Source organism: Bradyrhizobium sp. IC3123, assembly GCF_020193625.1.
GTDB classification, from domain to species: Bacteria; Pseudomonadota; Alphaproteobacteria; order Rhizobiales; family Xanthobacteraceae; genus Bradyrhizobium; species Bradyrhizobium yuanmingense.
In genome coordinates this window covers 154,544-180,765 of the sequence record NZ_JADYVF010000010.1, presented here as the reverse complement: position 1 = coordinate 180,765, position 26,222 = coordinate 154,544, and the positions used below count along the sequence as shown (strand labels likewise).

At 63.5% G+C, this 26,222-nt stretch carries 25 protein-coding genes; 15 read left to right on the top strand and 10 right to left on the bottom strand.

Going from position 1 to position 26,222, the window contains the following annotated elements:
- Positions 1-18 precede the first annotated feature (18 nt).
- Positions 19-567 (bottom strand): TetR/AcrR family transcriptional regulator, encoded by a 549-nt coding sequence (locus I6F20_RS27900; protein ID WP_225114033.1) that lies wholly within the window; start codon positions 565-567, stop codon positions 19-21.
- A gap of 283 nt (positions 568-850) precedes the next feature.
- On the opposite strand from I6F20_RS27900, the gene I6F20_RS27895 reads away from it, so the two are divergent.
- From I6F20_RS27895 to I6F20_RS27880, 5 genes are all read left to right on the top strand, one after another.
- Positions 851-1,570 (top strand): hypothetical protein, encoded by a 720-nt coding sequence (locus tag I6F20_RS27895; RefSeq protein ID WP_225128739.1) that lies wholly within the window; start codon positions 851-853, stop codon positions 1,568-1,570.
- 61 nt (positions 1,571-1,631) lie between these two features.
- The gene (locus I6F20_RS27890) at positions 1,632-2,588 is read left to right on the top strand and encodes an oxidoreductase (RefSeq protein ID WP_225128738.1); all 957 of its coding nucleotides are present in this window, start codon (positions 1,632-1,634) and stop codon (positions 2,586-2,588) included.
- A 116-nt stretch (positions 2,589-2,704) separates the two neighbouring features.
- Positions 2,705-3,154 (top strand): lipocalin-like domain-containing protein, encoded by a 450-nt coding sequence (locus I6F20_RS27885; protein ID WP_225114035.1) that lies wholly within the window; start codon positions 2,705-2,707, stop codon positions 3,152-3,154.
- Between the two features lie 199 nt (positions 3,155-3,353).
- Complete coding sequence (locus tag I6F20_RS38015; protein ID WP_260345905.1) at positions 3,354-3,476, top strand: hypothetical protein; 123 nt, start codon at positions 3,354-3,356, stop codon at positions 3,474-3,476.
- 63 nt (positions 3,477-3,539) lie between these two features.
- Complete coding sequence (locus tag I6F20_RS27880; RefSeq protein ID WP_225128737.1) at positions 3,540-4,304, top strand: alpha/beta hydrolase; 765 nt, start codon at positions 3,540-3,542, stop codon at positions 4,302-4,304.
- 80 nt (positions 4,305-4,384) lie between these two features.
- On the opposite strand, the gene I6F20_RS27875 is transcribed toward I6F20_RS27880, so the two are convergent.
- Complete coding sequence (locus I6F20_RS27875) at positions 4,385-5,371, bottom strand: MBL fold metallo-hydrolase (RefSeq protein WP_370129345.1); 987 nt, start codon at positions 5,369-5,371, stop codon at positions 4,385-4,387.
- A gap of 81 nt (positions 5,372-5,452) precedes the next feature.
- Here I6F20_RS27875 and I6F20_RS27870 point away from each other — a divergent pair, with 81 nt between their 5' ends.
- A complete protein-coding gene (locus I6F20_RS27870; protein WP_225128735.1) occupies positions 5,453-6,385 on the top strand; it encodes a LysR family transcriptional regulator in 933 nt (310 codons plus the stop codon).
- A 120-nt stretch (positions 6,386-6,505) separates the two neighbouring features.
- Positions 6,506-7,447: a non-homologous end joining protein Ku gene (gene ku, locus I6F20_RS27865; RefSeq protein WP_109145160.1), complete on the top strand. Its 942-nt coding sequence runs from the start codon at positions 6,506-6,508 to the stop codon at positions 7,445-7,447.
- Between the two features lie 76 nt (positions 7,448-7,523).
- Here ku and I6F20_RS27860 read toward each other — a convergent pair whose 3' ends face one another.
- Positions 7,524-7,793 carry a hypothetical protein gene (locus I6F20_RS27860; RefSeq protein WP_225128734.1) on the bottom strand — a complete coding sequence of 90 codons (270 nt, stop codon included), beginning with the start codon at positions 7,791-7,793 and terminating at the stop codon, positions 7,524-7,526.
- A gap of 243 nt (positions 7,794-8,036) precedes the next feature.
- On the opposite strand from I6F20_RS27860, the gene I6F20_RS27855 reads away from it, so the two are divergent.
- Together I6F20_RS27855 and I6F20_RS27850 are read left to right on the top strand one after the other, a co-directional pair.
- On the top strand, positions 8,037-8,513 hold the full coding sequence (locus I6F20_RS27855; protein ID WP_225128733.1) for a DUF3833 family protein: 477 nt from the start codon (positions 8,037-8,039) through the stop codon (positions 8,511-8,513).
- A gap of 156 nt (positions 8,514-8,669) precedes the next feature.
- Positions 8,670-9,092, top strand: coding sequence for a hypothetical protein (locus I6F20_RS27850; protein ID WP_225128732.1), 423 nt, complete (start codon positions 8,670-8,672; stop codon positions 9,090-9,092).
- 1,735 nt (positions 9,093-10,827) lie between these two features.
- Here I6F20_RS27850 and I6F20_RS27845 read toward each other — a convergent pair.
- Both I6F20_RS27845 and I6F20_RS27840 read right to left on the bottom strand, forming a co-directional pair.
- On the bottom strand, positions 10,828-11,220 hold the full coding sequence (locus I6F20_RS27845; RefSeq protein WP_109145158.1) for a hypothetical protein: 393 nt from the start codon (positions 11,218-11,220) through the stop codon (positions 10,828-10,830).
- A gap of 259 nt (positions 11,221-11,479) precedes the next feature.
- Positions 11,480-11,725, bottom strand: coding sequence for a hypothetical protein (locus I6F20_RS27840; RefSeq protein WP_225128731.1), 246 nt, complete (start codon positions 11,723-11,725; stop codon positions 11,480-11,482).
- Positions 11,726-12,214: 489 nt separating this feature from the next.
- Here I6F20_RS27840 and I6F20_RS27835 point away from each other — a divergent pair, with 489 nt between their 5' ends.
- From I6F20_RS27835 to I6F20_RS27815, 5 genes are all read left to right on the top strand, one after another.
- Positions 12,215-12,892, top strand: coding sequence for a response regulator transcription factor (locus I6F20_RS27835; RefSeq protein WP_192893334.1), 678 nt, complete (start codon positions 12,215-12,217; stop codon positions 12,890-12,892).
- Between the two features lie 12 nt (positions 12,893-12,904).
- On the top strand, positions 12,905-14,329 hold the full coding sequence (locus I6F20_RS27830; protein WP_225128730.1) for a sensor histidine kinase: 1,425 nt from the start codon (positions 12,905-12,907) through the stop codon (positions 14,327-14,329).
- 60 nt (positions 14,330-14,389) lie between these two features.
- A complete protein-coding gene (rpoH, locus tag I6F20_RS27825; protein WP_036011601.1) occupies positions 14,390-15,313 on the top strand; it encodes an RNA polymerase sigma factor RpoH in 924 nt (307 codons plus the stop codon).
- Positions 15,314-15,394: 81 nt separating this feature from the next.
- Entirely contained in the window at positions 15,395-18,577 is a 3,183-nt protein-coding gene (locus I6F20_RS27820; RefSeq protein WP_225128729.1) for an efflux RND transporter permease subunit, read from the top strand.
- Positions 18,574-19,845, top strand: coding sequence for an efflux RND transporter periplasmic adaptor subunit (locus I6F20_RS27815; RefSeq protein WP_036026697.1), 1,272 nt, complete (start codon positions 18,574-18,576; stop codon positions 19,843-19,845). The genes I6F20_RS27820 and I6F20_RS27815 overlap by 4 nt, the downstream gene beginning before the upstream one ends.
- Positions 19,846-19,911: 66 nt before the next feature.
- On the opposite strand, the gene I6F20_RS27810 is transcribed toward I6F20_RS27815, so the two are convergent.
- Positions 19,912-20,223, bottom strand: a complete 312-nt coding sequence (locus tag I6F20_RS27810) for a hypothetical protein (protein WP_225128728.1) — start codon at positions 20,221-20,223, stop codon at positions 19,912-19,914.
- Between the two features lie 365 nt (positions 20,224-20,588).
- Between I6F20_RS27810 and I6F20_RS27805 the strand changes: the two genes are divergently transcribed.
- Positions 20,589-20,969, top strand: a complete 381-nt coding sequence (locus I6F20_RS27805; RefSeq protein WP_225128727.1) for a hypothetical protein — start codon at positions 20,589-20,591, stop codon at positions 20,967-20,969.
- 115 nt (positions 20,970-21,084) lie between these two features.
- On the opposite strand, the gene I6F20_RS27800 is transcribed toward I6F20_RS27805, so the two are convergent.
- The 4 genes from I6F20_RS27800 to I6F20_RS27785 all read right to left on the bottom strand — a co-directional run bounded on the left by I6F20_RS27800 (position 21,085) and on the right by I6F20_RS27785 (position 26,082).
- Positions 21,085-21,900: an IclR family transcriptional regulator gene (locus I6F20_RS27800; protein ID WP_036011591.1), complete on the bottom strand. Its 816-nt coding sequence runs from the start codon at positions 21,898-21,900 to the stop codon at positions 21,085-21,087.
- Positions 21,901-22,013: 113 nt separating this feature from the next.
- Positions 22,014-23,108, bottom strand: a complete 1,095-nt coding sequence (locus I6F20_RS27795; protein WP_036011588.1) for an extracellular solute-binding protein — start codon at positions 23,106-23,108, stop codon at positions 22,014-22,016.
- A gap of 32 nt (positions 23,109-23,140) precedes the next feature.
- Positions 23,141-24,931 carry an ABC transporter permease subunit gene (locus I6F20_RS27790; RefSeq protein ID WP_225128726.1) on the bottom strand — a complete coding sequence of 597 codons (1,791 nt, stop codon included), beginning with the start codon at positions 24,929-24,931 and terminating at the stop codon, positions 23,141-23,143.
- Positions 24,928-26,082: an ABC transporter ATP-binding protein gene (locus I6F20_RS27785; protein WP_225128724.1), complete on the bottom strand. Its 1,155-nt coding sequence runs from the start codon at positions 26,080-26,082 to the stop codon at positions 24,928-24,930. The genes I6F20_RS27790 and I6F20_RS27785 overlap by 4 nt, the downstream gene beginning before the upstream one ends.
- Positions 26,083-26,222 lie beyond the last annotated feature (140 nt).

The following is a 26,222-nucleotide window of genomic DNA, read 5'->3' as shown; positions in this document are numbered from 1 at the left end:
CAGTCACAGCCCCTGGATTCAAGCTTCCGCCTTCATGTTTGCGAAACGGTCCCGCAAATAGGCGGCGAAGGGACGCCTTCCCTCATCCTGGCTCCAACTGTCGATCGCAAGGCGAAAAGCTCCGATTGAGACCATCGCGACTATGCGGAGTGCCGTTCGCCGCTTGGGCTGCGGCCACATCGTGCATAGCGCGTCGAAGACCGCCTGTTCCTGTTGGGCGTATTTGGTGGCCTCGCGGGCGCGAAGCGTCTCGTTGGTGCGGATGAACCGGTCGATCTCCATCATTTGTTTCCGGGCCTGGACGTCCTCGTAGGACGCCGTGAGTCTGACCAGTGCATTCTTCACCGCTTCGAGCGGCGGCTGCTTGGTCGATTGCTCCAGAACGGCGCGCCCTATGGCTTCGGCGAGACCGCCCTGCCAGGCCAGGATGATGTCTTCCTTCGACTTGAAATAATAGAAGAAGGTCCGACGCGAAATTCCCGCTGCCTCCGCGATGGCGTCGAGCGTCGTCGCCTCATAGCCGTTCCGAAGGAAGAGCCTCAGACCGGTGTCGGTGATCCGTCGCAACGTTTCGCGGCGCTTTTGCTCCCTCAGTCCCTCGCTTTTCGGTGATGGGTCGTCTCCGTCCTGTTTCGACACACAACGGCCTCATTCAAAATTACACTCAGTGCGATAAAATTCCGCATCAAGTGCGAAATTACTGCATGTGAGGCCGGCCAGCAAGGCTCGGGCCGATTCGAGGCGTCCAAGACCAGCGAACTGGATCAAGATGACTGCAGACAGGGACGGCCCGGCGAACGACCGGGATGCCGATGCTTCGCGTTGCGATTTCCACGATGCCGAGGCCGGTTTGCTGCAAGCGGCGGCCGGGAAGGACCAGCGCACGCGCAGCTCCGGCAACATCGAGCTTCTACGCCGCAATCCTGCCGGTTACGTCGCCTCCAGCCATCGCCAGGGCGCGCCGCACCGGCCTCGCCGTGCAATCAGCAGACCTCGCAGGAGCCTGCAATCCGTCCCCCGGACGATACATGACGCGCGAGCCCGTCATGCCGGCGAGCAGCGCCTCGACGGCGCCGTGCAAGGCTCGTCAAGGGAACGTGACCAGCGTCGATTTGTCGCTCGGACCCTCGCGCGCGCGGTGAAGGCCATACGTTCGCCGCATCTCGGCAATTTCGGCGTTCTCATCCTGCTGTGCGCCATCTCGTTCCATCCCTGCTTCGATCTGGCGAACGTCGTTTCGAACAGCTTCCTCTGTCTCGGTGCGAAGGCGGCGTTCGCCGCGACTGTCAATCTCGTGGTGGACGAATGGACCCCGACGATCCAGGCCTTTCTGGCCGGCCGCCTTCTGCGCTGGATTGGCCTCAGCCTTCTGCTCGCGCTGCTCCCCGTGCTGACCGTCATCCGCGCCGGGACGCTGGCCAAGCTGCGGGCGCTAGCCGCCCTCTTGCTTGTCCGGCTGCGCGGGATCCTCAGAGCTTCGCTGCGGCCACTGAATCGCGCAGCGCGGGAGGGCCGCGGCGCAGGTGTCGTTCACGAGAAGGTCAACAGGCTCGGGCGGCACAACGCTTGAAAATTACACTAGGTGTAATTTAACTGGCCCGATGTGATGTTGTGCCGTGGGAGATGGCCCGATGCCTGGTTGGAGTGCGAGCGATATTCCGTCCCAGCGGGGGCGTTGCGCCGTTGTCACGGGCACGGGTGGCCTGGGTTACCAAGATGCGCTGGCGTTGGCGCGTGCGGACGGCGAAGTGATCATTGCCAGTCGCAATGCCTCGAAGGGAGCAGACGCCGTCGCGCGGATCCGATCCCGTCAGCCCAACGCGAACGTCCGGTTCGAACGGCTCGACCTTGCGGATATTCATTCGGTGCGGGCCTTCGGCTCCCGTTTGCGTGGCCAACGGGACAGTCTCGACCTGCTCGTCAACAATGCCGCGGTCATGATGCCCCCTGTCCGGCAAGTAACGGCCGACGGGTTCGAAATGCAGTTCGGCACGAACCACCTCGGCCATTTCGCGCTGACGGCCGAGCTTCTGCCGCTGCTGCACAAGGGCGTCGAGCCGCGCGTCGTCACCGTGTCCAGCCTGGCAGCGCGCAGCGGAGCGATCGAGTTCGACAATCTGCAGGCTGAGCGTCGCTACCAGCCGATGCCGATCTACAGCCAGTCCAAGCTTGCGAACCTGATGTTTGCGTTCGAGCTGCAGCGACGCAGCCGGAGGTTCGGCTGGGGCATCACCAGCGTTGCGGCCCATCCCGGCGTATCGCGGACCGACCTCATTCCGAATGGCGCCGGCCGGATGAGCCTTCCCGGCCTGGCGCGGACCGCCCTCTGGTTCCTGTTTCAGCCGGCGGCGCAAGGTGCGCTGCCGACGCTGTTCGCGGCGACGTCGCCGGACATCGTCCCCGGCGGCTATTACGGTCCGGACAAGTTCGGCGAAATCCGCGGTTCGCCGTCCGTGGCCCGCGTGCCGCCGCAGGCCGATGACGATGCGGTGGCGTCTCATCTGTGGGATGTCTCGGCAAGACTGACCGGCGCTCGCTTAGCGACGGAGTCGTCCCGCACCCAGGCGAGGACGGATCTGTGCACTTGAAGCGGCCTCGCGCAGGTCCGCCATTCCGAGGCCCGGCGGCCGCGTAGAAAGACGAAGCAGAGGACTCCAACATGACCCGTCGAAATCTGGTGATGATCGCTTTGGGAGTTTGCCTGATGAGTGCTCCAGTCCACGCTACGCCGCCGAACAAGGTGCTCGGCACCTGGAGAATGGTCTCCGCTCAGATCGATCCGGAAGGAAAGAACCTGCCGGCCTATGGCGCGCGGCCGAACGGGCTGCTGACCTTCACGCCGGACATGCACTTCATCGAGGTGCTGACCGACTCGGACGTCCCGCGCTTTGCCTCCAGCGTGCGGGGCGAGGGCACGGACGCGGAAAACCGCGCGGCCATGGCCGGCAGCATCGGCTTTTTCGGCACCTACACGGTGGATGAGAACGGCGAGTTCAGCGGCAACAAGGTCGAGGGCTGCACCTTTCCGAACTGGATCGGCAGCGTTCGGACGCGGAAGGAATTGCGTCTGGTGGTCGACGGCGACGTCATGACCGAGAATTTTGAACGACCTGACGGCACGAAGATCCGCATCACGTTCGAGCGGGTCCGCTAGCGCCGTTCACGCCGACGGCGTTACCTTCGGCTCCGGAAAGGGGCAGGGCGATCGCATATGGGAGCGATCTCGCCTGTGGCCATTCTTCGAGACGCCCGCCGTTAGCGGGCGTTGAAGGACGAGGCGCGCGCTCAGCTCGCGCAAAGCACCATATGCAATAGTCCTGGGAGAGGGGCTCGGCCCGACCGTCGCCGCCTTGATGTTGACATTCAGCTTCAACCTGCTGACGAGTCTGGGGCTTGGCGAATCCGCCAAGCTGATGCTGCAGGGTGCGATCATCGGCCTTGCAGCGGCCGCATATTCGGCAAGGCGCCAGTCATGATTGCCTCGATATCGAAACGAGAACGGATGCGGCCGCAGCCGCGATGACAACAGGAGAGATGACATGACCGATGTGATGGCTGGAGCCGAACCATTCTTCATGCAGGGCAAGGGGCCTGCGGTCCTCGTGCTCCACGGCTTCACGGGAACGACGCAAAGCATGCGGTATCTCGGCGAAGAGCTTCACCGGCGCTTCGGCTTCACCGTCAGCGGGCCTCGCCTGCGGGGCCACGGCACCTCACCGGACGACATGGAAACGACCGGCTATCTCGATTGGCTCGCGTCGGCGGAGCAGGCGCTTCACGAGCTGGCTGGCCAGGGCACCAAGGTCTTCGTCACCGGCCTGTCCATGGGAGGCACGCTGACGCTCAACCTAGCCGCACGTTTTCCGAACATCGTCGCAGGCGCCGTGCCGATCAACGGTGCCGCCGGAATCTTCGATGGCGCGATGGCCGAGCTCGTATCGGACGGCGCGGCGCCGAAGCGCGTTCCCGGCATCGGATCGGACATCAAGGCCGCCGGCGTCAAGGAGCTGGCCTATCAGGAGGTGCCACTCGCTTGCCTCCGGCAGGTCCACGTCCTGATTGCTGCGACCGAAAGCCTGCTGCGCAAGGTCAGCTGTCCCACGCTCGCCATTCATTCCAGAGAGGACCACGTCGTGCCGGCGGCCAATGGCAAGCGAATCGCGCAGGAGGTCAGTTCCAACGACGTGCGCCTGCTTTGGCTCGACAATTCCTATCATGTCGCCACGCTCGATAACGACAAGGATCTGATCGTAGAGCGCTGCGGACGATTCATCTCGGAAATCGCCGGGGCGGCGCCTGGATAGAACAGCGCTTCTGCATACGGCGGTCGTAGAATGATGGGCTTGAGATCCTACGATAGCCGCTTTCGCATCTTCGGGCTGGCTCAGCCTTCGAACCGCCAGTTCGCCGGCACCCAGCGATAGCCGTCGTCCGTCTTCCTGATGTTGCCGATGCCCGGAAACGGGAAATGGAATCCAAGCACCGGGATGCGGTCCGTCGCAGCGCGGTCGAACAAGCGCCTGCGCGACTGCAACGCGGTATCGGGATCGAGATCCGGCCCGGGCCGCCAGGCATTGTCGATGTTGAGTAGGGGGCTATAGGCGGCATCGGACGTGATCAGCAATGCTTGCGCGCCGGAATGCACCAGGATCGCCGACATGCCCGGCGTGTGGCCGCCGGCGGCGATCGTCGTTATGCCCGGCAACAACTCGCTGCCCGGCCGGTACAGCACGGCAGACTTGGCGACGGGCGCCACGCTTCGCTTGATATTGGCGATGAAGGCGCGCCGGAAATCTTCCGGCATGGGCAGCCGCGACAGGTCAGGCTCGTTACGGATGAAGAACGCAAAATCGTCCTCGGGAAGATGGACCGTCGCCTTCGGAAAAGCGCTCGATCCGTCGGCGCGGCTGAGATTGCCGACGTGATCGGGATGGGTATGCGTGATCACGATGGCGTCGATGTGCTCGGGCTCCACGCCGATCGCCGCAAGATTGCGGAATAGATGTCCGCCATCGGGGCCGAGCGTTTGCGCTGCACCTGCCTCGATCAGGATTCTCCTGCCACCGGTTTCCAGCAGAAGCGTGTTCAGGTTGAGCCTGAAGGTGTCGGTCGGCAGGAACGCATCGCTCAGCGTCCTGCCGAGTTCCTCCGCCTGGGCGGTGTGGGCATAGATGCGCGGATTGCCGCTCAGCGTGCCGTCGCTGACGACGGTTGTCTTGATATCGCCGATCCGAAAACTGTAGTGGCCGGAATTGGCCCTGCCAGCAGGCGTTTGCGCGATCGCGGCCGGCATGCCCAGCAGCGGCGTCATCGCTCCGGCCGCGCCGCCTGCGAGCATTATGCGGCGGCTGATGTTCAGATGTGATGGCATACGGCTTCTCCAGCCTATCGCGGTGGGGTCTGTGTACGATGATCTGGCATCATCCACAAATGTCATGATAGAATTTACATTATGCGTTCGATGGATTTGGCGAAAGTCGACCTCAACCTGCTGGTGGTGTTGCATGCGCTGCTCGAGACCGGCAGCGTCACGCGCGCCGCTGAGCGTCTCGGCAGCAGCCAACCCGCGATCAGCCGTGCGCTGGCAAAGCTGCGGCGCCTGTTCGGTGACCGGCTGATGGTGAAGGCGGCAAGCGGCATGACGCCGACGCTGCGCGCCGAGGCGATGCGCGAGCCGCTGGCGACCTTGCTCGGCGGCGTCGAGACATTTCTCCACAAGCCGAAATTCGATCCTTCCGCCACCGACCGCGTCTTTCGCATCGCGACGACCGATTATGGGGCGCTCGCCATCCTGCCCAATGTCGCCGCCCACTTTGCGCGCGAGGCACCCGGGGCGGCGATCGAGGTCGTCAGCTTCTCGCGTGATGTGTTCCGCATGCTCGCTGACGGTCAGGTCGATTTCGTGCTGTATGCCGATAATCCGGTATCCGGCTCGTTTCGGGCGCGCGAGCTGTTCCGCGAAAATTTCGTGACGCTGGTCCGGCAAGGGCATCCTTTGCTCAAGCAGATGCGCGGGGCAAAGGACGTGCTGCCGATCAAGCTGTTCACGGCCTGCCCGCACATCGTGGTCAGCATTTTTGGCGGGCAGGGCGGGCCGATCGATACCGCATTGGCCGAGCGCGGCTACAAGCGGCACGTCGCGCTGCGTGTTCCATATTTCGCAACGGCCGCGGTGATCACGGCTGCGTCGGATTACCTGGTGACCATGCCCTCGCGGGCGGCCCGGCAGCTTGCGCCGCGGCTCGGTCTCGTGATGCTGAAACCGCCGGCGCAGGTGACGCCCTACGGCTATCGCCTGCTCTGGCACGAACGAAGTCACGACGATCCCGGCGCGGTCTGGTTGCGCCGGCTGGTGGTCGATTCTGTCAAGTCGGGCGCCGCCTAAACCAAAACATGGAGCAAGACGCCGCAAAGCGTGCTCGTCATGAATGTTGCTCCCGATGTCGGAACCCGGGCCGGCCGTTCGTCTTGAATCCAAGTCGCCTCGAACCGGAGTTCTGCGTAAATGGCCCCGCGCGCCAATTGGAAAGGCTTCCTGAGACTGTCCCTCGTCACCTGTCCCGTGGCGCTCTATCCCGCTACCTCCGAGAGCGAGAAGATCTCGTTCAACCAGCTCAACCGGCAGACCGGCCACCGCATCAAATACGTGAAGGTGGACGCGGAGACCGGCGACGAGGTGACGAACGAGGACATCGTCAAGGGCTATGAGCTCGAGAAGGGCCAATACATCGAGGTCTCCAAGGAAGAGCTCGAGGAGATCGCGCTGGAGTCCACGCGCACCATCGAGATCGACGAGTTCGTCGACAAATCGGACATCGACGCGCGCTATCTGATCCGCCCCTATTACATCCGGCCCGACGGCAAGGTCGGCCACGACGCCTTCGCGGTGATCCGCGAGACCATTCGCGAGATGAACAAGGTCGCGATCGGGCGCGTGGTGCTGACCAACCGCGAGCACATCATCGCGCTGGAGCCGATGGACAAGGGCCTCGTCGGCACCCTCTTGCGCTACCCCTACGAGGTGCGCAGCGAGGCCGAATATTTCGACGACATCCAGGACGTGAAGGTCACCAAGGACATGCTCGATCTCGCCCGGCACATCGTCAACCAGAAGGCCGGACGCTTCGCGCCCGAAAAGTTCGAGGACCATTACGAGACCGCGCTGATCGACCTGATCAACGAAAAGCGCGCCGGCAAGGTGATCCGGCCGAAGGAGCGGCCGAAGGGCGAGAACGTCGTCGACCTCATGGAGGCGCTGCGGCGGAGCGTCGGCAAGGAAGTCGGGAAGCAGGCCGCGCCCGCGAAGGCGGACAAGCCGGCGAAGAAGCCGAGGAAGGCGGCGGCCGGCCAGAAGGAGATGCTGATGCCGATCGCCGGCAAGAAGGCGGCCGCCAGGGAGACGTCCGCGAAAAAGCCGGCCGCAGGGGCGCGGCGGAAATCGGCATGAAGCATCCCGTGACGCCGGAATTAAATCGAAAACACGCCCTATGCCGCTTGGTACGCGAAGGTCCTAGTCGCAGGCCTCAAAGGCCCTCGTCAGGGCACTCCGGACATGTATCGCCGATCGTATCGAGGACATCGTTGATCTCCGCGACGGCCTGATCGGCAGAGACGCCGTCCGGCGGATCCTGGCGCGCAAGCGCGACCGCGCGATGGCGCGCGTGCGGGTCGGCGCGATCCCTGGCCCAGCCGTGCTCCTCGCATTCGCAGATCGCGCCGGCCTCGTGCAGCACGTGGGTGGCCCATCCCCGTAAGGTCCGGATCGCCGGCCGTCTTTCCCTGGTCATCAGCATGCGAGATTGCTCCTGCGGGACGAATCCGTGCCGCCGCCACATCGTTCCGGGCTGTTAACACGGGTCAGAGATTCCCAAACGGCAGGGCTGGGCTTGTCCACGTGTTCCGGATGAAGGGGAGCGCGCGTTGTGACGCAGCGTCTGTATGCGTTGCAAGCACCCAGCAGAGCCAGGCAGGTTTCCTCCTGAGGAACCCTGGTGCTGAGAGGCGGCTTAGTCGTCATCGGTTTCGGAGGAAAAGCCATGGTCATTGATGCGTTCGCTGGCACCACGCCGGTGTTTCTCCCTGAGCAGTTCTTCGTTGGTCGCTTGGAAGGATGGGCGGTGGTCGAGAGTCTCGTCGGCGGGCTGTTGAAGCGGGCGACGATCACGGCGCATGGCGAATTGGACGCGGACACCGACACTGTCGTTCTGACTGAAACCTACACCTTTGATGACGGCCATAGCGACACGTTGCGCTGGACGATCCACAAGCTGGGCGAAGGCCAATACACCGGCCATGAGAACCGCCTGGAAGGCGAAGCCACCGGCGAGCAGGCCGGTTGTGCATTCCATTGGATGTACACGCGCGACACGCCCCAAGGCGATGGAAAGTCGTTCAAGCTGAACTTCGATGATTGGTTCTATGCGATCGATGACCGCGCCTGCATCGTGCGCGGATCCGCCGGGCGCGCGGGCATTCCGTTCGCGACGGCGCATGTGACGTATCGGAAGCTTTAGGTTCGCCCGACGCGGGCTGCAGCCCCGCTCTCCGGTGCGCACTTCTTTCTCGAACTTAACATTTTTGAATCGCGAAGGCACCGAAGCAAAGTACGGTGGGCGTTTTCGCGGCAGTGAATCTTCTGGCGCTGATTGAGCCAGAGCGGGGGCCGGGGCGTGAATTTCCAGGTTACGGTCTTGAAGATCCTGGTGAGCTATCCGGATGGCTTTGCCGTCATGGAAGACCTCAAGCGCGACATGGCGATCCTGGCGACCAGCGGCCGCGATTGGGCCGACCGGACGAGGCGTCTTGCCAGCCGGGTGCCGGACCTCGACATCTTTTCACAGGGGCTGGTCGAGCGCATCAGCGGTGGCTGGAGACTGACGTCGAAGGGGCGAGACATCTTGGCGTTCATGGAAGCCCGACCGGTACCAAGCGAGCCCAGCCTGGCGGCCCCGGTCGATGAGACGTCCCAGCCGGTATTGGAGATTGCTCCGCTTTCCCCGCTGCCGCAGCCAGCCGACCGGGCCAAGCGTCGGCGCGAGCGCCGAGAGCGCCGCCGCGAAGCCCGCGAACGGGCGCGGGCGAACGCCTACTGAACCGGGATTGAGGTCGGCAACGAACTAGCGGTCCATCGCCGCGCTCGAAGGGGCGCCAAGCCGGCGGCGACGCGGAGGCGACGGGGTGCTAACCACCCCATCTCTCGTAAGGATTATGACCTGGCTCTGGTTGATCATCATAGTGCGGGGCCGGTTGACGGCGGTCCGGCCGTGCCGGTGAATAAGCCCAGGCCGCAGTACTCCCAGTCGTCAGAACACGAGGATGCGCTTTTGCATGGTGCCGATGGACCTGGCCTGCCACCGCGGCGCTGACGGGGGCCCACAGGATAATCAAAAGGCTCAAAACGAGACCCGATCGCATGGGAGTTTCTCCGATAGACCTACGATGATGAGTTAGATGAGCCTCGGTCCACGCCCTCGCAATCGGTGACGCCTGCAAGACTGGTAACGTCCTCGGCATCACGCGCGGGTTGGCGGTCGAATTCGTGCGAATCTGTAAACCCCGCACTCGGCTTCATGCTGGCAGTTGCGTCACGGTTTGGAGTCTTTCGTCTCCGGGGTGCGTCACGCGATGATGAGCACACCGATTTGCCATTCGCGCAGGCGTGATTGTTCACCCACGTGTTTTTCCCGAGCGCATACCCACCTAATGCTCAACCAAGAAATTCGAAGGAAGCGCATTTCAACAGAGCAGCCGGTTCGAGTCAGCGCGAATGCTCCGCACGAAAACAACAGCCGTTCGGAGCACGACCATGACTGGATTCAGGACCTTTGTTATTGCAGCGATGATGTCGATTGGCGCGATAAGCTCTGCAAGCGCCCAGTGCCCATTGTGGGCGACTCAACATCCAGATTTGTTTCAGGCGCAATATCCCGATCGGGATGTGTTGAACGACTGCGAATTGACGCCAGCAGGCAGAATGGGCCTGGAACGCCCTGGCGGCGCGGCTCCCTTGTTTGGGCCCAACAGGGCCTACCAGACAACGCCTGGCGTTGCCCAGCACCGCGGCTTTCACCACCGATCGCGGTGAGTATCTGAAAATGGATCCGGATGGTCGGATTCCGGCGGAGAAACCGTAGCGCGCCAAGTCGAAATGATCAGAAATCAATCCGCGCACCTTCGGTACGCGACCGTTTTCAGCGATTCCTGAGTGCTGTCGGGACCAATCAAATGCGAGTCGATTAAGTCATTGGTTTCGCGTCCGTCGCCAAAAGATCGCGAGTCGTTTTAGGTCAATTCCAAAGATCTGCTAGTCGAATGGGTGATGACGCTAGATCTTGGGTTGGATGCCGCGATTTGTTGTCCAGATGTCGTGGTCTTGTGGAGCTGGGTGCTGCGAGCGCGGCCCGCAATGAGCAACCTGCTCGAGGAAAACCGTCGGGGCCAATTTAGTACAAGTCGTCTGAAGCGGTGGAACGCTATCGAGAGACCGATGTGCGATCGTCGAGCGCCGCGCCGGTCGAGGCTTTATAGTCGGGACGGGCCCAGGGGAGCGCAACAGCCTCCTCGATCGCGAGAGATGAGCGGGGCTCCGCCTTAGCTATTCTGCGGTCGCGCAGACCGCATCGCAGCGATTAGGCCGCCTTGCAGAAGTGCACGGAAGCACAGCGCGGGCAGCGCACCTCGGAAGAAGGAGGCGATGCTCACGAGCTTACCGCAGGGCGTGCCTGACGTGGCCACGCGCATAGAACGACGCACTTCATCGACTCCTGCCTCGACGCGAATGGCAATGCGCCCCCGCTGCTCCAGACCAATGGTTGCAGAGTGCGGCGGTTAGCTGCAGCTCAGCGGTAACGGCAGGTCGGGATGCAACTCGTACCAGTCGTAGCAATCTGGATAGGCGCCGTAGAATCCATAGCCGCCTCGGCGGAAGTGGTGAAACGCGTGCTGGCGCAGGCCTACGTCATGACCACCGAGGCCAAGGTGCTCGCCGCCGAACCGGGCGCCGCCGGCAAAATCTCCCTCATGGCCCATGCCGCCGAAATGCGCGCCGCCGCCGAAGGCCGCATGTCCACCGCCGAAGCCTGCATGTCCGCCGCCAAAGCCGCCACCGCCAAAACCACCGCCGTGGCCACCGCCACCACCGCCGCCATGGGCATTGGCCGCGCCAACGGCGAGCGTCGAGGCGAGTGCTGCTGTCGCCAGAATCATGATTGCACGTTTCATGGATGACTCCTCTTGTTGCGCTGTCCGGCCATGTTCCGCGCGAGGTTGCCGATGGCCGGGTCAGTGATGAGGGAGAGGTAGCTCCGGTACGAGGCGATCCAACTGAATTCGATGTCAGAATATCAGGCAAGCCGCTCGCGAAGAGCGTCTCGCGGATCGGCGCGACGCACGCGTAGGAGCGGGCCGACCAGCGCAGTCCGCTCCTCGTTATTGCAAAACGCGGCGAAGCTATAGGGCAGGCCGCGTCACCCAATCAGTACTAGCTGCCTGTGCCCGGCTCGCACGGTACGTTGTTGCCGGTCCACGGCGCGGTTGCAAAGGCGCCGACGCGCGGCGCCGGAACGCAGGCGCGCTCGCCCGGATAATGGAACGGCGTGGTCGCCGCGACTGTATCGGCGGCCACGTCGGGCTGCTGCGCGGCGCGCTGGTGCTCGCGCGCCATGACTGGGCCACCCAGCATTGCGGCCGCGATCAATCCTATCGACAATAGTTTGAACGTGGTCATTCGCTCTCTCCTCTGACGACATCAGGCCGATCAAGCCGGCTCAGCGACGATGTGTGAACGATCGGCCACGTTTCCAACGCACGTTTTGCTCACTGCATTTCAACCGCCCGAGAGCCGCTGCGGTGTCGCAACCACGATCGTGCGAATGCATAACATCCGTGGTCCCTGAGACGACGGCACGTGCGTTGACGGCATATGTTCGATCCAGTCGGTTGGCAGCGGAGCGCGGAAGATGATCATTGCATTTGTAACACGCGTGGTGCGGGTCCTCGTGCCGTTGGCGGCACGCACAGCCGACAACATGAACCGCAATTTAGTGGCGCGGTGCGCGCGGCAGAGCTACCTCATAGCGCAGCGGGCGACCGGCAACAGGCGGCATCAGCGACGCGCGTCCGACGTACGCGGGCACTGAGCATGACACGGCCCGACGCCGTACCCGTGCTGCCCAACCGCGCGTCGAGACGCCGTGGGAATTATGGTACGAGGCTCATGACCCGGATTCTCCTGATTGAGGACGACACTGAAACCGCCGAGGCGATCCTCGCCGAACTCGGCGATCGCGGCTTCGAGGTGCAGTGGGCCGGCAACGGCGTCGACGGTCTCGAGCGCGCGCGTGCGTCGAGCCCCGATGCCATGATCGTCGATCGCATGCTCCCGGGAGTTGACGGGCTGACCGTCATCGAGGTGCTGCGCAAGGAGCAGGTGAGGACGCCTGTGCTGGTGTTGAGTGCGCTTGGCGCCGTGAATGACCGGGTGCGCGGGTTGCGCATGGGCGGGGACGACTATCTCACAAAGCCGTTCGCGCTCATCGAACTGGTTGCGCGAATCGAGGCGCTGCTGCGCCGGCCGAGCGACAGCCGCGAAACCATCCTGCATGTCGGGCCCCTCGAGCTCGATCTGATCGAGCGCACCGCGCGACGCGGCGAGCGCAGGCTCGACCTGTTGCCGCGCGAATTCCGCTTGCTCGAGTACATGATGCGCCGGAGCGATCAGCTCTTGACGCGCGCGATGCTGCTCGAGGAGGTCTGGAACTACAAGTTCGTTCCGGCGACCACCAACTTGATCGACGTGCATATGGGCCGGCTTCGTCACAAGGTGGACGGTCCCGGGGAGACACAGCTCATCCACAATGTCCGAGGCTCCGGCTTCGTCCTTCGCTCGCGGTAGGAGAGACGGGCGATGCAGCAGACACAGTTGATCCGCTCCAGCACATTTCTCTGGGCTCTGGCCGTGGCGGCGTCCTTCGCGCTGTTCGTGGTCGCCTTGTTCGCCTTCATCTACTGGAAGCTCGATGCCTATCTGGTCGCGCGGTCCGATCGCATGATCACCACGCAGATCCACTTCGTCGCGGAATTGTCCCCGGCCCGCCGCGTCAGCGCCATCGCGGATCACCTCGCGCAGGATTCCAGGGGCGTTCAGTACGCGGGACTGTTCGATGCTGCCGGCAAAAGGCTGGCCGGGAATATCGACCGCCTGCCGCGCGAACTCGGGCTCGATGGGGCGGCGCAGGGCGTGCAACTCGATCTGCTGGAGAAGCCGACGGCGCATGGTCCCGTCGTCAGGGTGGTCGGCAGCCGTCTCGAGGACGGCGATGTCTTGGTGATGGGACGGAACGTCGACGAGACGCGCGAGATATCGATCGTGGTGGGCCAGGCCCTGGCCCTGGGTCTGCTGCCGGCCTTCAGCCTCTGCCTGCTTGCGGGTGCCTGGCTGAGCTTGCGCGCCCAGCGACGCGTAGAGGAGGTCAACCAGCGGGTCCAGCGCATCGTGGCCGGCGAGCTGCGCGAGCGGCTTCCGGAGGGCGGGACGGACGACCCGTTTGCGCGGCTGGCCGGGATCGTCAACGGCATGCTCGACGAGATGGAGACGATGATCAATGCGCTCGCCGGCGTCGGCAACGACATCGCTCATGATCTCAGGACGCCGCTGACCCGCGTCCGTCTGGCGCTGGAGCGCGGCCGGACCCATGCGGCGACGCTGGAACAGCTGCAGGACGTTGCGGACAAGGCCATCGCCGGCATCGACCAGTCGCTCGCGATCGTCACGGCCTTGCTGCGCCTGACAGAGATCGAGAACAACCGCCGTATGGCCGGGTTTGGCGACGTCGCGCTCGACGAGATTCTGCGGGAGGTGTGCGACGTCTACGAGCCGATCGCCGAGGACAAGCATGTCGGGCTCGGCGTCGTCACCGAGTGCAATGTGCAGGTGTGGGGTGACCGCGACCTGCTGTTCGAGGCAGTCGCCAACCTCGTCGACAACGCCATCAAATTCACGCCGTCCGGCGGGCGGGTGGACCTCGCCCTGCAGGCGGAGGACGAGACCGCGCTGGTGCGCGTTAGCGATACCGGGCCCGGCATCAGCGAGCAGGAGCGCGAAGCAGTGCTGCGGCGGTTTTACCGCTCCGACAAGATGCGCAATACGCCGGGCGTCGGGCTTGGACTGAGCCTGGTGGCGGCGATCGTCAAGCTGCACGGCTTCCGGCTGATCATTGGCCCGGCTCCCGGTGGGCGGATCGAGATCCTCGCCTGGACCGGGAGTGCGGGCAGGCCCATCGCGCGCCGGTCACGCGCATTGCTGCACGCAGAGGCCGGCCAGATGGGATGAGCCAAATGACGTGCGGTGCCTCCGAGATCAATCAGCCGGCCCGGACTATAGGAGTGACAAATGCAGACGAGCCATGAGGTGGTGTGCCGCGATCCTGTTGCCGTGCCGATCGCAGCGGTGTCGACGCCGTTCCTCACCGCCTATTCCGCCGCAATCCGGCGCTACGAGCTACTTGAATCAGGTCAGGAGCAGCAGCTGGCGCGTCGCTGGCAGGAAACGCGGGACCGGCGCGCCGCGGATGCGCTCGTCACCAGCCATCTTCGGCTCGCCGCCAAGTTGGCGAGGGGTTACAAGGGATACGGTCTGCCGCTGGTCGATCTGATCGCGGAAGCGAACCTCGGCCTCGTGATCGCGGCGTCGCGCTTCGAGCCCGGGCACGGCGCCCGATTCTCCAGCTATGCGATCTGGTGGATCAAGGCCACCATTCACGACTACATCCTGCGATCGTGGTCCCTGGTCAAGATCGGGACGACGGCTGCGCAGAAGAAGCTGTTTTTCAAACTCCGCGGCGAGATCAGGAAAGCCACCAGCAGTGCGATGGCCGGGCTCACACCCGACGTCGCCGAATTGATCGCCGGGAAGCTCGAGGTGACGGCGCGCGAGGTGATCGAGATGGACGCGCGACTCCACCGCGACATGTCGCTGAACGCGCGCGTCGGTGACGAGGACGGTGGAACCGAGCTGGAGGCCCTGCTGGTCGATGGTGCGGTCGACGCCGAGACGATGCTTGCCGATCACGACCAGACGGAGCAGCGCAGCAGGGCTTTGCGCGCTGCACTGGACGGGCTCGCGCCGCGGGAGCGTCATATCTTCGAGGCGCGGCGCCTGAAGGAATGTCCTGTTACGCGCGATCAGCTCGCCCGAGAGCTGTCCATATCCAGCGAGCGGGTTCGGCAGATCGAGATCCGTACCTTCGCCAAAGTCAAACGGGCCGTCGTGAACGCTGCGCATGATGTGTCACACGCCGCCGCGTGCAGCGACTGAATTCGTTTTCATTTGAACGGAGGCGCGGCCGCCCTCACTTGTCCGACGATCCTGCGTAACCCTGTTTCAGGCAGACCAATCATGGGAATTGTTCGCTTCGCGCTGCGGCTTCCGCATACTTTCTACGTGCTTGCGGCGTTGATCCTGTTCCTCGGCGGCATCGCAATTCGCTCGATGCCGACAGACATCTTTCCGGAGATCCGGATTCCCGTCGTCACTGTCATCTGGAGCTACACCGGCCTTTCCACGCCGGAGATGGAACAGCGCGTCAGCACCTACAGCCAGTATTCGATCAGCGCCAATGTCAGCGGTATCAAGAATATCGAGGCGCAGACCCTCAACGGCTTGTCGGTTCAGAAGATCTACTTTCAGCCGGACGTCAATCTCGATCTCGCGATCTCGCAGATCGTCTCGGCGACCAACGCCATCCGCGCTCTGATGCCTCCCGGCATCCAGCCGCCGATCATCGTGCAGTTCAATGCCTCAAGCGTGCCGGTGCTCCAGCTCAGCCTCGAATCGAACAACCTGAATGAGCAGCAGCTCTACGATTTCGGCATCTACCGGGTCCGCCAGCAACTGGCTCCCGTTCCAGGCGTGACCCTGCCCACGCCTACCGGCGGCAAATACCGCCAGATCATGGTTGACCTCGATCCGAACAAGCTGCTGGCGCGCGGATTGACACCGCTCGACATCGTCAACGCAGTGAACACGCAGAACCTGACGCTGCCGACCGGCACGACCAAGATCGGCGACACCCAGTACACCGTTCGTACCAACGCGACGCCGGCGACGATCCAGGATCTCAACATGATCCCGGTGAAGTTCGCGAACGGGGCGACGATCTTCCTGAAGGACGTCGCCCAGGTCCGCGACGGCGCCCAGGTTCAGCAGAACATTGTGCGCGAGGATGGCCACCGCGCCGTCCTGCTCAGCGTCATCAAGAACGGCAATGCCTCCACGCTGGTCGTCGTCAACGGCGTGAAAGCGGCCCTGACGTCGATCCGCGCGTCGGCGCCCGCGGGGCTGAAGGTGAACGAGCTGTTCGACCAGTCAATCTTCGTCACACACTCGGTCGATGGTGTGCTGCGCGAAGGCGCGATCGCGGCGGGCCTGACGGCATTGATGATTCTGGTGTTCCTGGGATCGTGGCGATCGACGCTCGTCGTCCTGATCTCGATCCCGCTGGCGATGCTGTCCTCGCTGATCGTCCTCTATTTCCTCGGCGAGACCCTCAACACCATGACGCTCGGCGGCCTTGCTCTTGCCGTCGGTATTCTCGTCGACGATTCGACGGTGACGATCGAGAACACGCACCGGCTCTGGACCGAGGAAGGCATGCCGCTGCCGGACGCGACTCTGCACGGAGCCGCCGAAATCGCCATTCCGACGCTGGTCTCGACGCTCGCGATCAGTTGCGTGTTCATCTCGGTCGTATTCCTCGAGGGTCCGGCCAAATATCTGTTCACGCCGCTTGGCCTTGCCGTGGTGTTCGCGATGCTGGCGTCTTATGGCCTGTCGCGGACGCTGACGCCGATCACCATTGGCCTGCTCCTGAAGGGCGAGCAACGTCATGGCGAGGGCAATCGGCCGTCAAACATCCTCGCACGCGCCTCCGCGGCATTCGAGCGCGGTTTCGAACGCCTGCGCGACGGCTACTCCGATCTGCTGCTGAAACTGCTGCGGCACCGCGCAGTGATACCCGTCGTCGCCGTGCTGGTGCTGGCGCTCGGCGCCACGATGTTCGCCTATGTCGGCCAGGACTTCTATCCCCTGATCGACGGCGGCCAGATCCAGCTCCATGTTCGCGCCCCCGCGGGCACGCGGATCGAGCGGACGGAAGCGATCTTCCAGGCAGTTGAGGACAAGATCCGCGAGGTCATTCCCGAGCACGACCGGGCGCTGATCGTCGATAATATCGGCCTGCCGGCGCGGCCCTATAACCTTGCTTTCACGGACGGTTCCACCATCGGGGTGAACGACGGCACCATTCTCGTGTCGTTGAAGGAAGGGCACCAGCCGACGGCGGATTACATCAGGAGGCTGCGGCAGGTGCTGCCGAGGGCATTCCCGGAGGACACGTTCTATTTCCAGGCGGCCGATATCGTCACGCAGATCCTGAACTTCGGTCTCCCGGCGCAGATCGATGTCCGCACGGTCGGTTACGGCAACAACAATCTCGCCGTCGCCAAGGAACTGCAAAAGAGTCTCGCCACGATCCCCGGCGTGGTCGATGCCCATCTGCAGCAGGAGGTCGATGCTCCCGCATTCTACGCCGACATCGACCGCACCCGCGCCGCGCAACTCGGTCTCAATGCGAGCACGGTGGCAACCAACATCAATGTCAGCCTCTCATCGTCCGCGCAGGTCTCGCCGAACTTCTGGACGGATCCGACTTCCGGCATTCCCTATTACCTGGCTGTGCAGACGCCAGAGTACAGGACCAATTCGCTGAACGCGCTGGGCAATACGCCGGTTTCGGCCTCGCTTGCCGCAAGCGGGCAGACGGTGCCGGGCCTGCTCAGCAATGTTGCGACCTTCAAGCGGGGCACCGTTTCGACCAACTCGAACCAAGCCAATGTGCAGCCGGTTTACGATGTCTATGCGAGCGTGCAGGGCCGTGATCTCGGCAGCGTCGCGGCTGACATCGAGAAGGTGACGTCCACGCTGCAGAAGCAACTCCAGCCGGGCAACTCGATCCAGGTTCTCGGCCAGATCCAGAGCATGCACCAATCGTTCCGCGATCTCTCCCTTGGACTGCTGTTCGCGGCCATCCTCGTCTACCTGCTGATGGTCGTGAACTACCAGAATTTTGGCGATCCCTTTGTCGGCATCCTGGCACTGCCGGCGACATTCTGCGGCATCGTGACGATGCTGTTTATCACCGGGACGACGCTGAACGTGCCTTCGCTGATGGGAGCCATCATGGCGATCGGCGTAGCCTCCGCGAACTCCATCCTGCTCGTGACATTCGCACGCGACGAGCAATTGAAGGGGCATTCGGCATTCCAGGCGGCGCTGAGCGCAGGCCGGACGCGAATCCGGCCCGTGCTGATGACCGCGGCGGCGATGATCGTCGGCATGATCCCGATGGCGATCGGCGGGCCCGGCGAGGAGCAGAATGCAGCGCTCGCGCGGGCGGTCATCGGCGGTCTGCTGTTTGCAACACCGACTACTCTGCTGATCGTGCCTTATCTCTTCGCCATGCTGCGCAAAGGCAACGACGGCAAGCCTCATCATGGGGTATTCGAGGAGCAACCGGAATGAGTGACGTTCGCGCAAGGACCGATGACGACGGGGCGACACACCGCCCGGGGGCGGAGAGCCTCCGGATTGTGGAATTGCCGGGAAAGGGCCCTCGATCCGGACGCCGTTACGGCGGCGCGCTGCTCGGCGGAGGCGTGCTCCTCATGCTTGCGTGCGGTCTCGGCATCGGCGGCTGGCGGCACTATGAGGCCATGCGTGGCGTTGCCGCTGTGGCAGAACAGGCTCGAACCAACCTTCCCGAGGTTCGGGTCGCGACGGTGAAGCCCGGAGGCGACATCATGAAGGTGAGCCTGCCGGCAACGACGACCGCGTTCGAGGCGGCCAACATCTTCGCGCGGACCAGCGGCTACATCGAGAAGCGCTACGTCGATATCGGCGATCGGGTCAAGAAGGGCGAGCTGCTCGTGGAAATCACTGCGCCCGAGCTCGACCAGCAGATCGCGCAGGCGCAAGCGACGCTCGCGCAGGACCAGGCCGCGCTTCAGCAGGCGGAGGCAAGCCGGGAACTGGCCGACGTGACCAACTCGCGCGACAGCAATCTCGTCAAGCAGGGCTGGTTGACGGCACAACAGGGCGACAACGATCGTCTCACCCTGCGCGCGCAGCAAGGCGCGGTGGGTGTCGCCCAGTCGAATATCACGGCGCAGGAAGCGCAGATCCGAGTTCTTCAGCAGGAGAAGTCCTATCAGCGTGTAGTGGCGCCATTCGACGGTGTGGTCACGCAGCGTAACGTGGACAACGGCAGCCTGGTATCAGCCGGGTCCACCTTCATGTTCACGCTGATGCATTCCGACGTGATCCGAACCCAGGTGTTCGTGCCACAGGACGAAGCGTTCGGCGTTGGCCCGGGCGTCGATGCGGATATCCGCGTCCCCGAGATTCCGGGGCGGACGTTTGCGGGCAAGGTCACGCGGATCGCAACCGCGCTGCAGCCGGGAAGCCGGACGCTGCTAACCGAGATCGACGTGCCCAATCCGGATGGCCTGCTCAGTCCGGGCATATATTGCACGGTCGAACTATCGATCCCGCGCAGGACAGCATCGACGACGATCCCATCCGATGCGCTCGTCTTCGACCAGAACGGCCTGCATGTCGTGGTCGTGCGCAACAACACGGTCCATTTTCAGCAGGTCTCGATCACCCGGGATTTCGGCACCACGGTGGAAGTGCGCGACGGCGTGCAGCCCGGCGACCAGGTCGTGCTCAATCCCGCGGTCAATCTGGCGGAGGGAAGCAAGGTCACCGTTCGCAAGAGCGAGGCGAGCTAGGACGCGAAAGATGATGCGAATTGTACTCGCAGCCACGACGGCGTTGCTGCTCGGAGGCTCTGCTGGTCAGGCACAGGTCGCAACGACCGGCACTACTGCAATGGATCTGCCGACGGTGCCGGGCGCGATCGTGGTCTCACCGCTCAACAGTCCCGGGCCGTTTTCCGCAATGACCGTGTCGGGTGCTCCGGACACGACGCTGGCGCCGGTTCCGCTCGCGTCGGATCCGACGACGCCGGGGACGGTGGTCGTCTGCGCTCCGCCGTCGTCATCGCCGACGCCGGTGCCGGCGACGCCGACCGTATCGCCGACAGGCCTTGCACCACCGGACATCGCGGCGCCGTTGCTGCCGGTGATAAGGCGGAACAGCAGCGCCACCGGTACGATCTCCTCAGCTGCGCCCTCAGAAACAGGTACGACGGTCGGATGCAGCTCGACGCCGGGGGGAGAGGTGACGAGCGCTGCGTCCCTGCCATTGTCGATCCCGCAAGTGGCTACAAGCCCCGCACCTGGTACGATTCAGGCGGAAGCCAGTGGTGCCGGTGGGACGGGTATAGACCCGAACGCTGCGGTTGTGCCCAGCCCGAACAGCTCGGCTTGCATGGAAGGCGTCTCGATGAATCTCGCCTCGCCTGCGTCTGTGCTGCCGGCGAACGCTTCAGGCGCAGCACCAACGCCCGGCGTGTCGCCGGTGCTGCCGCCCGGATGCTGAAGTCGGACGCAGATCGAACCCCTAGCGGCAGGTGCAAGACGCAGCAAGCATCGCACTGAAATTCATCAAGAAGGCTCGGCGCGATCCCGGCCCGTGTGTGGCCTATTGTTCGATGAGTGCTGTTTATGCATGGAGAAGGCTCCACCTGATTGCATTGACATTAGAAACCTGCGCTCGGGCGGGTATTTCCAGAACGCACGTCCTGCTCCCACGGCTGCACGACCGCGTTGCGCGCATCGCCTTGCCTTCGACCCTTGAGCGGCATTTGCTATCTCAGGACGGCCCGCGCGCGTGCGATCTCCCGGCTGCACGCGTCGATGTCGCCGCTGCGATCGGCGGCGCGGGCGCGGTCGAGCGAATCGAGCGCGTCCGTGAAGCCGATGCCGTTGTCGCCCTCGGCTTTTGCGAGTGAGCGGGGGGATGCCCACTTCCTGGCCGGGTATACGGGTGCGGACCTCGATCTGAAGTCCGCGATGGACGAGCAGCGGCTGCTTCCGTTGCCCGGCACCAACGCCGTCCTGGAAAGATCAGGTGGCTCGTCGTGATTGATGTGACTGTCTAGGACCGCCTCGCATTGCTGGATATGCCGCCGGCCTACTGGAATAGCCGAGGGCAGCGCCGATGGTTCGGGCTGCCTCCATCACGTGAACCGAATATTCTTTTATCTGCTTGCGCTTGATGCGGCTGTCGGGCCCGGACATGCCAATCGCTCCCACGAGTTCGCCGGAACGACCGAGGATGGCACAAGCGCAGGCCGCGATGCCTTCGCGCCACTCGCCGTGCAGCACGGAGGAGTAGCCCTGCGCGCGTGCCAGCTCGATGTCCTCCCGCAGCTCCTCGATCGTCGTTCGCGTCGTTTCCGTGTAGCGCCTCAGATGCGGACGGAACCGTTCCAGGTAGTCATCAGGCATATGTGCGAGCATCGCTTTGCCTGTCGCCATGGTGAAAGCGGGTGCGCGCATGCCCACGCTTGTATGGGCACGGATATGGTGAGCGCTTTCGATCTTGTCGACGTAGACCACGTCGGTGTCCTCGAGCACCGACAGGTGAATGGTTTCGCCGGTGATCTCGGCAAGCTTCGTCATTGCCGGTCGCGCGACGTTGATGAGATCCATCCGATGGATGACATGGCTGCCGAGCGCCCAGATCTTGGTCGTGAGCTCGTAGGTGCTGTGCGGGGGGATCTGGCGCACATAGCCTTGAGATTGCAAAGTCATCAGCAGCCGATGCACGTTGCTCTTGGTGAGCTTCAGCTCGCTCGCGAGGTCAGTGACGCCGCGGGGCTGCTCGCTCAGAGCAAGTGCTTCCAGGAGACGCAGTCCCTTGGTAAAAGCCTTATCCATCCACCAGCCAAAATAGAATGATATTTCACTCGATCTAGCATGGCCGCGCGAACGGCAATAGCCCGGGTGTGGAATTAACCCCGATCCTTTCGGATCGGGGCTGATCAGCCTGCTTACTGGGCCAGCAAGGCGTTGAGCTTCTCCTGCCCGTACTCTTCATTGGTGGAATTTCCAGCCGGCGAAGTCGCGCCCCAATAATCCGGGCTCCATTCGATCGCTTTCGAGACGTTGTCCGGGTTGTTGGCCCAGTAGCGCGCGAGCTTCTTGTCGGTTGCGGCCTCGAACACGACCTGGGAGGGAAGGGCGACCGGGAAGGTCGAGGTGAGCTGCGCCGCGCGCTTGGGCTCGAGCCGCCAGGACAGCAGTTTCAGCGCGTTGTCGTAGTTCGGCGCTCCCTTGGGAATCGAGAAGAAGTCGTAGTAGATGAAGCCCTGATTGAAAGTCAGCTCGATCGGGGCGCCCTCCAGCGCGAGCTTGCTCATCGAACCGGTGTAGGCCATGCACATGTCGGCCTCGCCGTCGAGCAGGAGCTGCGGCGGCTGTGCGGATGTCGTCCACCATTTGGCAATGTGTGGCTTGATCTCCTTGACCTTCTTCAGCGCCCGCTCCATGTCGATCGGGTAGAGCTTGCTCTTCTCTACGCCGTCGGCCATCAGCGCCGCCTCGAAGACGAAACGCGGCCAGGCGGGCATGCAGCGCCGGCCAGGGAATTTCTTCACGTCCCAGAAGTCGGCCCAGCTGGTCGGCACGTTCTCGCCCTTGTACTTGTCCTTGTTGTAGACGAGGCCGACGCCGATCACCTGCAGCGCCACGCCCTTCTTGCGCTTAAGATTGTCCGGCATGGCCGCCAGCGTCTGCTTGGCCGCGTCGGACAGCTTGGAATAGTCGATGTCGGCGAGACAACAGTCGCCGAGCAGCTTGGTCTCCTGGTCGAAGATGAACGTCAGGTCCCATTGAGCTTTGCCGGCCTCGGCCTGAGCCTTGATGCGTGGGCCGCTACGCGCCTCCTGGACGGTGACCACCTTGATGCCGGTCGCCTTCTCGAACGGATCGTACATGACCTTGCGCAATGCATCGCCATATCCGCCGCCCGGGTCCTGCATGATCACGACGTTGCTCTGAGCCTGAGCCGGGCCCGTCCCCATCGCGATGCACAGGGCCGAGGCCAATACGGAAACCGACAGTCGCCAGCGTTTCATTCCCAGCATTTTCTCTTTCCTCCAGTTGAAATTGATCTGTGTCACGTTGCCTTCCGCGACGTGGCGAGAACGGGCCGTGCAAGGACGAGCCCTGCGACCACCAGCAGCACCTCCAGCGTCGAGACCACGGCCAGCACCGGATTGAGCCGGTAATTGATGTCGCCCCACAGCATGAGCGGGAGCGTCTTCAGCTCCGCGCTCGACAGGAACAGCGTCAGCACCAACTCGTCGAACGAGTGCAGAAAGGCGAAGAATGTCGCTGCAGCGAGGCCCGGCATGATGGCCGGCAGCGTCACCAGGCGGAACACGGTCAGGGACGATGCGCCATGGACGGAAGCTGCCTGTTCGAGCCTGGTATCGACGCCTTGAAGCGATGCGGACAGGATCACCACGACGAGCGGAAGGCCGCCGATCGCATGCGCCGCGGCAAGGCCGAAGACGGAGCCGACCAGGTCGAAACGCAGGAACAGGCTGTAGAGCGACAGGCCGAGCACGACCGGAGGCACGATGATCGGACTTACGAGCAGCAGCATGATGGTGGACTTGCCGCGAATGCTGCTCCTGACGATGCCGAGGGCGGCCGACGCGCCCAGCACGATCGCGATTCCGGCCGACATCGCCGCGACGACCAAGGATGTCCAGAACGCCCGCATCCAGTTCGAATCGGAGAAGAACTGCTCATACCAGCGAAATGAGAAGCCCGGCGGCGGGAAGGTCAGATAGCTTGCGCTGCTGAACGAAATGATCATCACCACGATGATCGGCAGGATGAGAACGGTAATGACCAGTCCGCCCAGAAGGCGAACTGTCCAGGTCCCGAAGCTCGCCGGCAGCCGCCCGAAAAGTCTCAGAAGCGGCCAGCCTATCAAGTCGGCAGCTGAGGCGCCGAAACTACGGCGGCCGACATCGGCAGCGTGGCGGTCAGTCGTCGTCGGTGCGGCCTCGGTCAGCTTGCGGCCGCCCCAGATGAACTCGAAGCCGAGGAAGCGTCCGGCCACCGCGACCACCGCCAGCGTGATCGTCAGCAGCACCACGCCCAAGGCCTGCAGGAATCCCTCCGATGTGACCGAGTCCGCCTGCTGGGTGATATGCATGGCAAACATCTGGTCGCCGGGTCCCCCGAGCAGCGTGGGCGTAATGAAGAACCCGATCGCTGCGACGAAGACCAGCAGGAAGCCGGCGCCCATCCCGGGTAGGGTCAGCGGCAGCAACACGCGCCAGAACGCCGCAATGGGCCCGGCGCCGCTGGCCAGCGCCGCGCGGGTCAGGCTTTGATCGAGGCGCGCCACGCTGGAATAGATCGTCAGCACCATCAGCGGCAGAAGCACCGCGGTCATGCCGAGAAGTACCGTGCCGCGATTGAAGAGGAGCTGCACCGGCTCGCTCAATATTCCGACCGAAACCAGCAGCTTGTTGACCGGCCCGTTGCGGCCGAGCAGGACCATCCAGGCGTAGGTTCGGATCAGGATGGCGATGAAATAGGGCAGCACGATCGCGGTCGCGATCAGGGCCTGGGTCATGCCGCGGCTGCGGTGAATGAGCAGCGCCGTCGGATATCCGAACAGCAGGCACAGTCCGGCGACGGTGACCGAGATCTGCATCGTGCGGACGAGCGAATCCCAATAGAGCGGTATGGCGAATACCCGCTCGAAATAGGTCGACCACGACGGCCCGCTCACGCTGATGCGGATTAGATCGATCAGCGGGAGCAGATAGATGAAGGCCAGAAACGCGAGCGCGGGCAGGAGCAGCAGCGTCGGATCCTTCAACCTCCTGACGAGATCGAGATCCGCAGGACGGCCTGCTTGGGTGCCGATCGATGCCGCGGTCATGCAAGCACCCAGCAGTCCGCGGCGCCCCAGCTCACGTGCAGACGATCCCCGACGTTCGGCAATGGCCGGTCGGCCATGTCGGTGCAGCGGATCAGGAGCGGATCTCCGCCCTCCATTTGCGCCTCGATCCGCAGGATCTCGCCGAGGAAGATCGCAGACGTGACGCTGACGGGCGTGGAATTCGCAGCCGGCTCGTTCGACACGGCGATGCGTTCCGGACGCACGAGCACAGTTGCGCGTCCGACGTCGATCGAGTCCCGGCTTTCGGCGCTGAACACGTATCCTGCACGGTTCTTCATCGTCAGTGTCGATCCGCGCTTCTGCAGAATCTCCGCCTCGATCAGATTGCTCTCGCCGACGAACGAGGCGACGAAGCGATCTGTCGGATGCCGGTAGATGTCCAGGGGGCGGCCGATCTGAACGATCTTGCCGGCGTTGAGTACCGCGATCCGGTCGCTCATCGTCAGGGCTTCGCCCTGGTCATGGGTGACGAACAGGATTGTGCTGCCGATGGTCTGGTGAAGGTCGCGGATCTCGATCTGGATCTGCTCGCGCAACCGCCGGTCGAGGGCGCTGAGGGGCTCGTCCATCAGCACGACCTTGGGCTTCCTGACGATGGCGCGGGCAATCGCGACGCGCTGCTGCTGTCCACCCGACATTTGCGAGGGAGACTTCGTCGCATGCTCCGTCAGCCGCATGATCTCCAGCGTTTCGGCGACGCGCCGCTCCGCAGTCGCCCGGTCGACCCCCGCCATCCGAAGCGGAAACGCGACGTTCTGGCTGACCGTCATGTTCGGGAACAGCGCGTAGCTCTGGAACACCATGCCGAAGCCGCGCTTGTGCGTGGGTACGTTGTGGACCGGCTTGCCGTCGACGAGGATCTCGCCGCTGTCGAGGCTCTGGAATCCGGCGACAAGGTTGAGCAGCGTCGTTTTTCCGCTGCCGGATGGGCCAAGAAGCGTGATGAACTCGCCGGGCTCGATGTCGATGCTGATCCGGTCGACCGCATGAAAGTTGCCGTAAGCTTTCACCGCTTCGCGGACGGCAATGCTCGATCCGATCGCGTCGCGGTCCCGGAGGCGGCCGGTTGGCAATGTCCGAACGTTCGCATTGCCAGAGCGCATCACACGCTGAGCCGAAGGCTCGCCCATTCTATCCTCCCAGTGTGTTCTATATTGTAGAACGCTATTCCAATTATTGTTGGAGCAGCGCGTCGTCTTGTCAAGTCGCGCCGCCTGATCGCGGCGCAAAAGTGCGCTGCTGCGGCCGGCTGCGCGCGAAAGTCCTGGAA

What these genes read in the sequence shown, in the direction of transcription:
- I6F20_RS27875 (WP_370129345.1), bottom strand. Translation starts at nt 5,371, where the DNA reads ATGCCATCACATCTGAACATCAGCCGCCGCATAATGCTCGCAGGCGGC.
- ku (WP_109145160.1), top strand. Translation starts at nt 6,506, where the DNA reads ATGGCCCCGCGCGCCAATTGGAAAGGCTTCCTGAGACTGTCCCTCGTC.
- I6F20_RS27855 (WP_225128733.1), top strand. Translation starts at nt 8,037, where the DNA reads ATGGTCATTGATGCGTTCGCTGGCACCACGCCGGTGTTTCTCCCTGAG.
- I6F20_RS27795 (WP_036011588.1), bottom strand. Translation starts at nt 23,108, where the DNA reads ATGCTGGGAATGAAACGCTGGCGACTGTCGGTTTCCGTATTGGCCTCG.
- I6F20_RS27790 (WP_225128726.1), bottom strand. Translation starts at nt 24,931, where the DNA reads ATGACCGCGGCATCGATCGGCACCCAAGCAGGCCGTCCTGCGGATCTC.
- I6F20_RS27815 (WP_036026697.1), top strand. Translation starts at nt 18,574, where the DNA reads ATGAGTGACGTTCGCGCAAGGACCGATGACGACGGGGCGACACACCGC.
- I6F20_RS27830 (WP_225128730.1), top strand. Translation starts at nt 12,905, where the DNA reads ATGCAGCAGACACAGTTGATCCGCTCCAGCACATTTCTCTGGGCTCTG.
- I6F20_RS27885 (WP_225114035.1), top strand. Translation starts at nt 2,705, where the DNA reads ATGAGTGCTCCAGTCCACGCTACGCCGCCGAACAAGGTGCTCGGCACC.
- I6F20_RS27880 (WP_225128737.1), top strand. Translation starts at nt 3,540, where the DNA reads ATGACCGATGTGATGGCTGGAGCCGAACCATTCTTCATGCAGGGCAAG.
- I6F20_RS27845 (WP_109145158.1), bottom strand. Translation starts at nt 11,220, where the DNA reads ATGAAACGTGCAATCATGATTCTGGCGACAGCAGCACTCGCCTCGACG.
- I6F20_RS27800 (WP_036011591.1), bottom strand. Translation starts at nt 21,900, where the DNA reads ATGGATAAGGCTTTTACCAAGGGACTGCGTCTCCTGGAAGCACTTGCT.
- I6F20_RS27820 (WP_225128729.1), top strand. Translation starts at nt 15,395, where the DNA reads ATGGGAATTGTTCGCTTCGCGCTGCGGCTTCCGCATACTTTCTACGTG.
- I6F20_RS27785 (WP_225128724.1), bottom strand. Translation starts at nt 26,082, where the DNA reads ATGGGCGAGCCTTCGGCTCAGCGTGTGATGCGCTCTGGCAATGCGAAC.
- I6F20_RS27840 (WP_225128731.1), bottom strand. Translation starts at nt 11,725, where the DNA reads ATGACCACGTTCAAACTATTGTCGATAGGATTGATCGCGGCCGCAATG.
- I6F20_RS27835 (WP_192893334.1), top strand. Translation starts at nt 12,215, where the DNA reads ATGACCCGGATTCTCCTGATTGAGGACGACACTGAAACCGCCGAGGCG.
- I6F20_RS38015 (WP_260345905.1), top strand. Translation starts at nt 3,354, where the DNA reads ATGTTGACATTCAGCTTCAACCTGCTGACGAGTCTGGGGCTTGGCGAA.
- rpoH (WP_036011601.1), top strand. Translation starts at nt 14,390, where the DNA reads ATGCAGACGAGCCATGAGGTGGTGTGCCGCGATCCTGTTGCCGTGCCG.
- I6F20_RS27890 (WP_225128738.1), top strand. Translation starts at nt 1,632, where the DNA reads ATGCCTGGTTGGAGTGCGAGCGATATTCCGTCCCAGCGGGGGCGTTGC.
- I6F20_RS27860 (WP_225128734.1), bottom strand. Translation starts at nt 7,793, where the DNA reads ATGCTGATGACCAGGGAAAGACGGCCGGCGATCCGGACCTTACGGGGA.
- I6F20_RS27870 (WP_225128735.1), top strand. Translation starts at nt 5,453, where the DNA reads ATGCGTTCGATGGATTTGGCGAAAGTCGACCTCAACCTGCTGGTGGTG.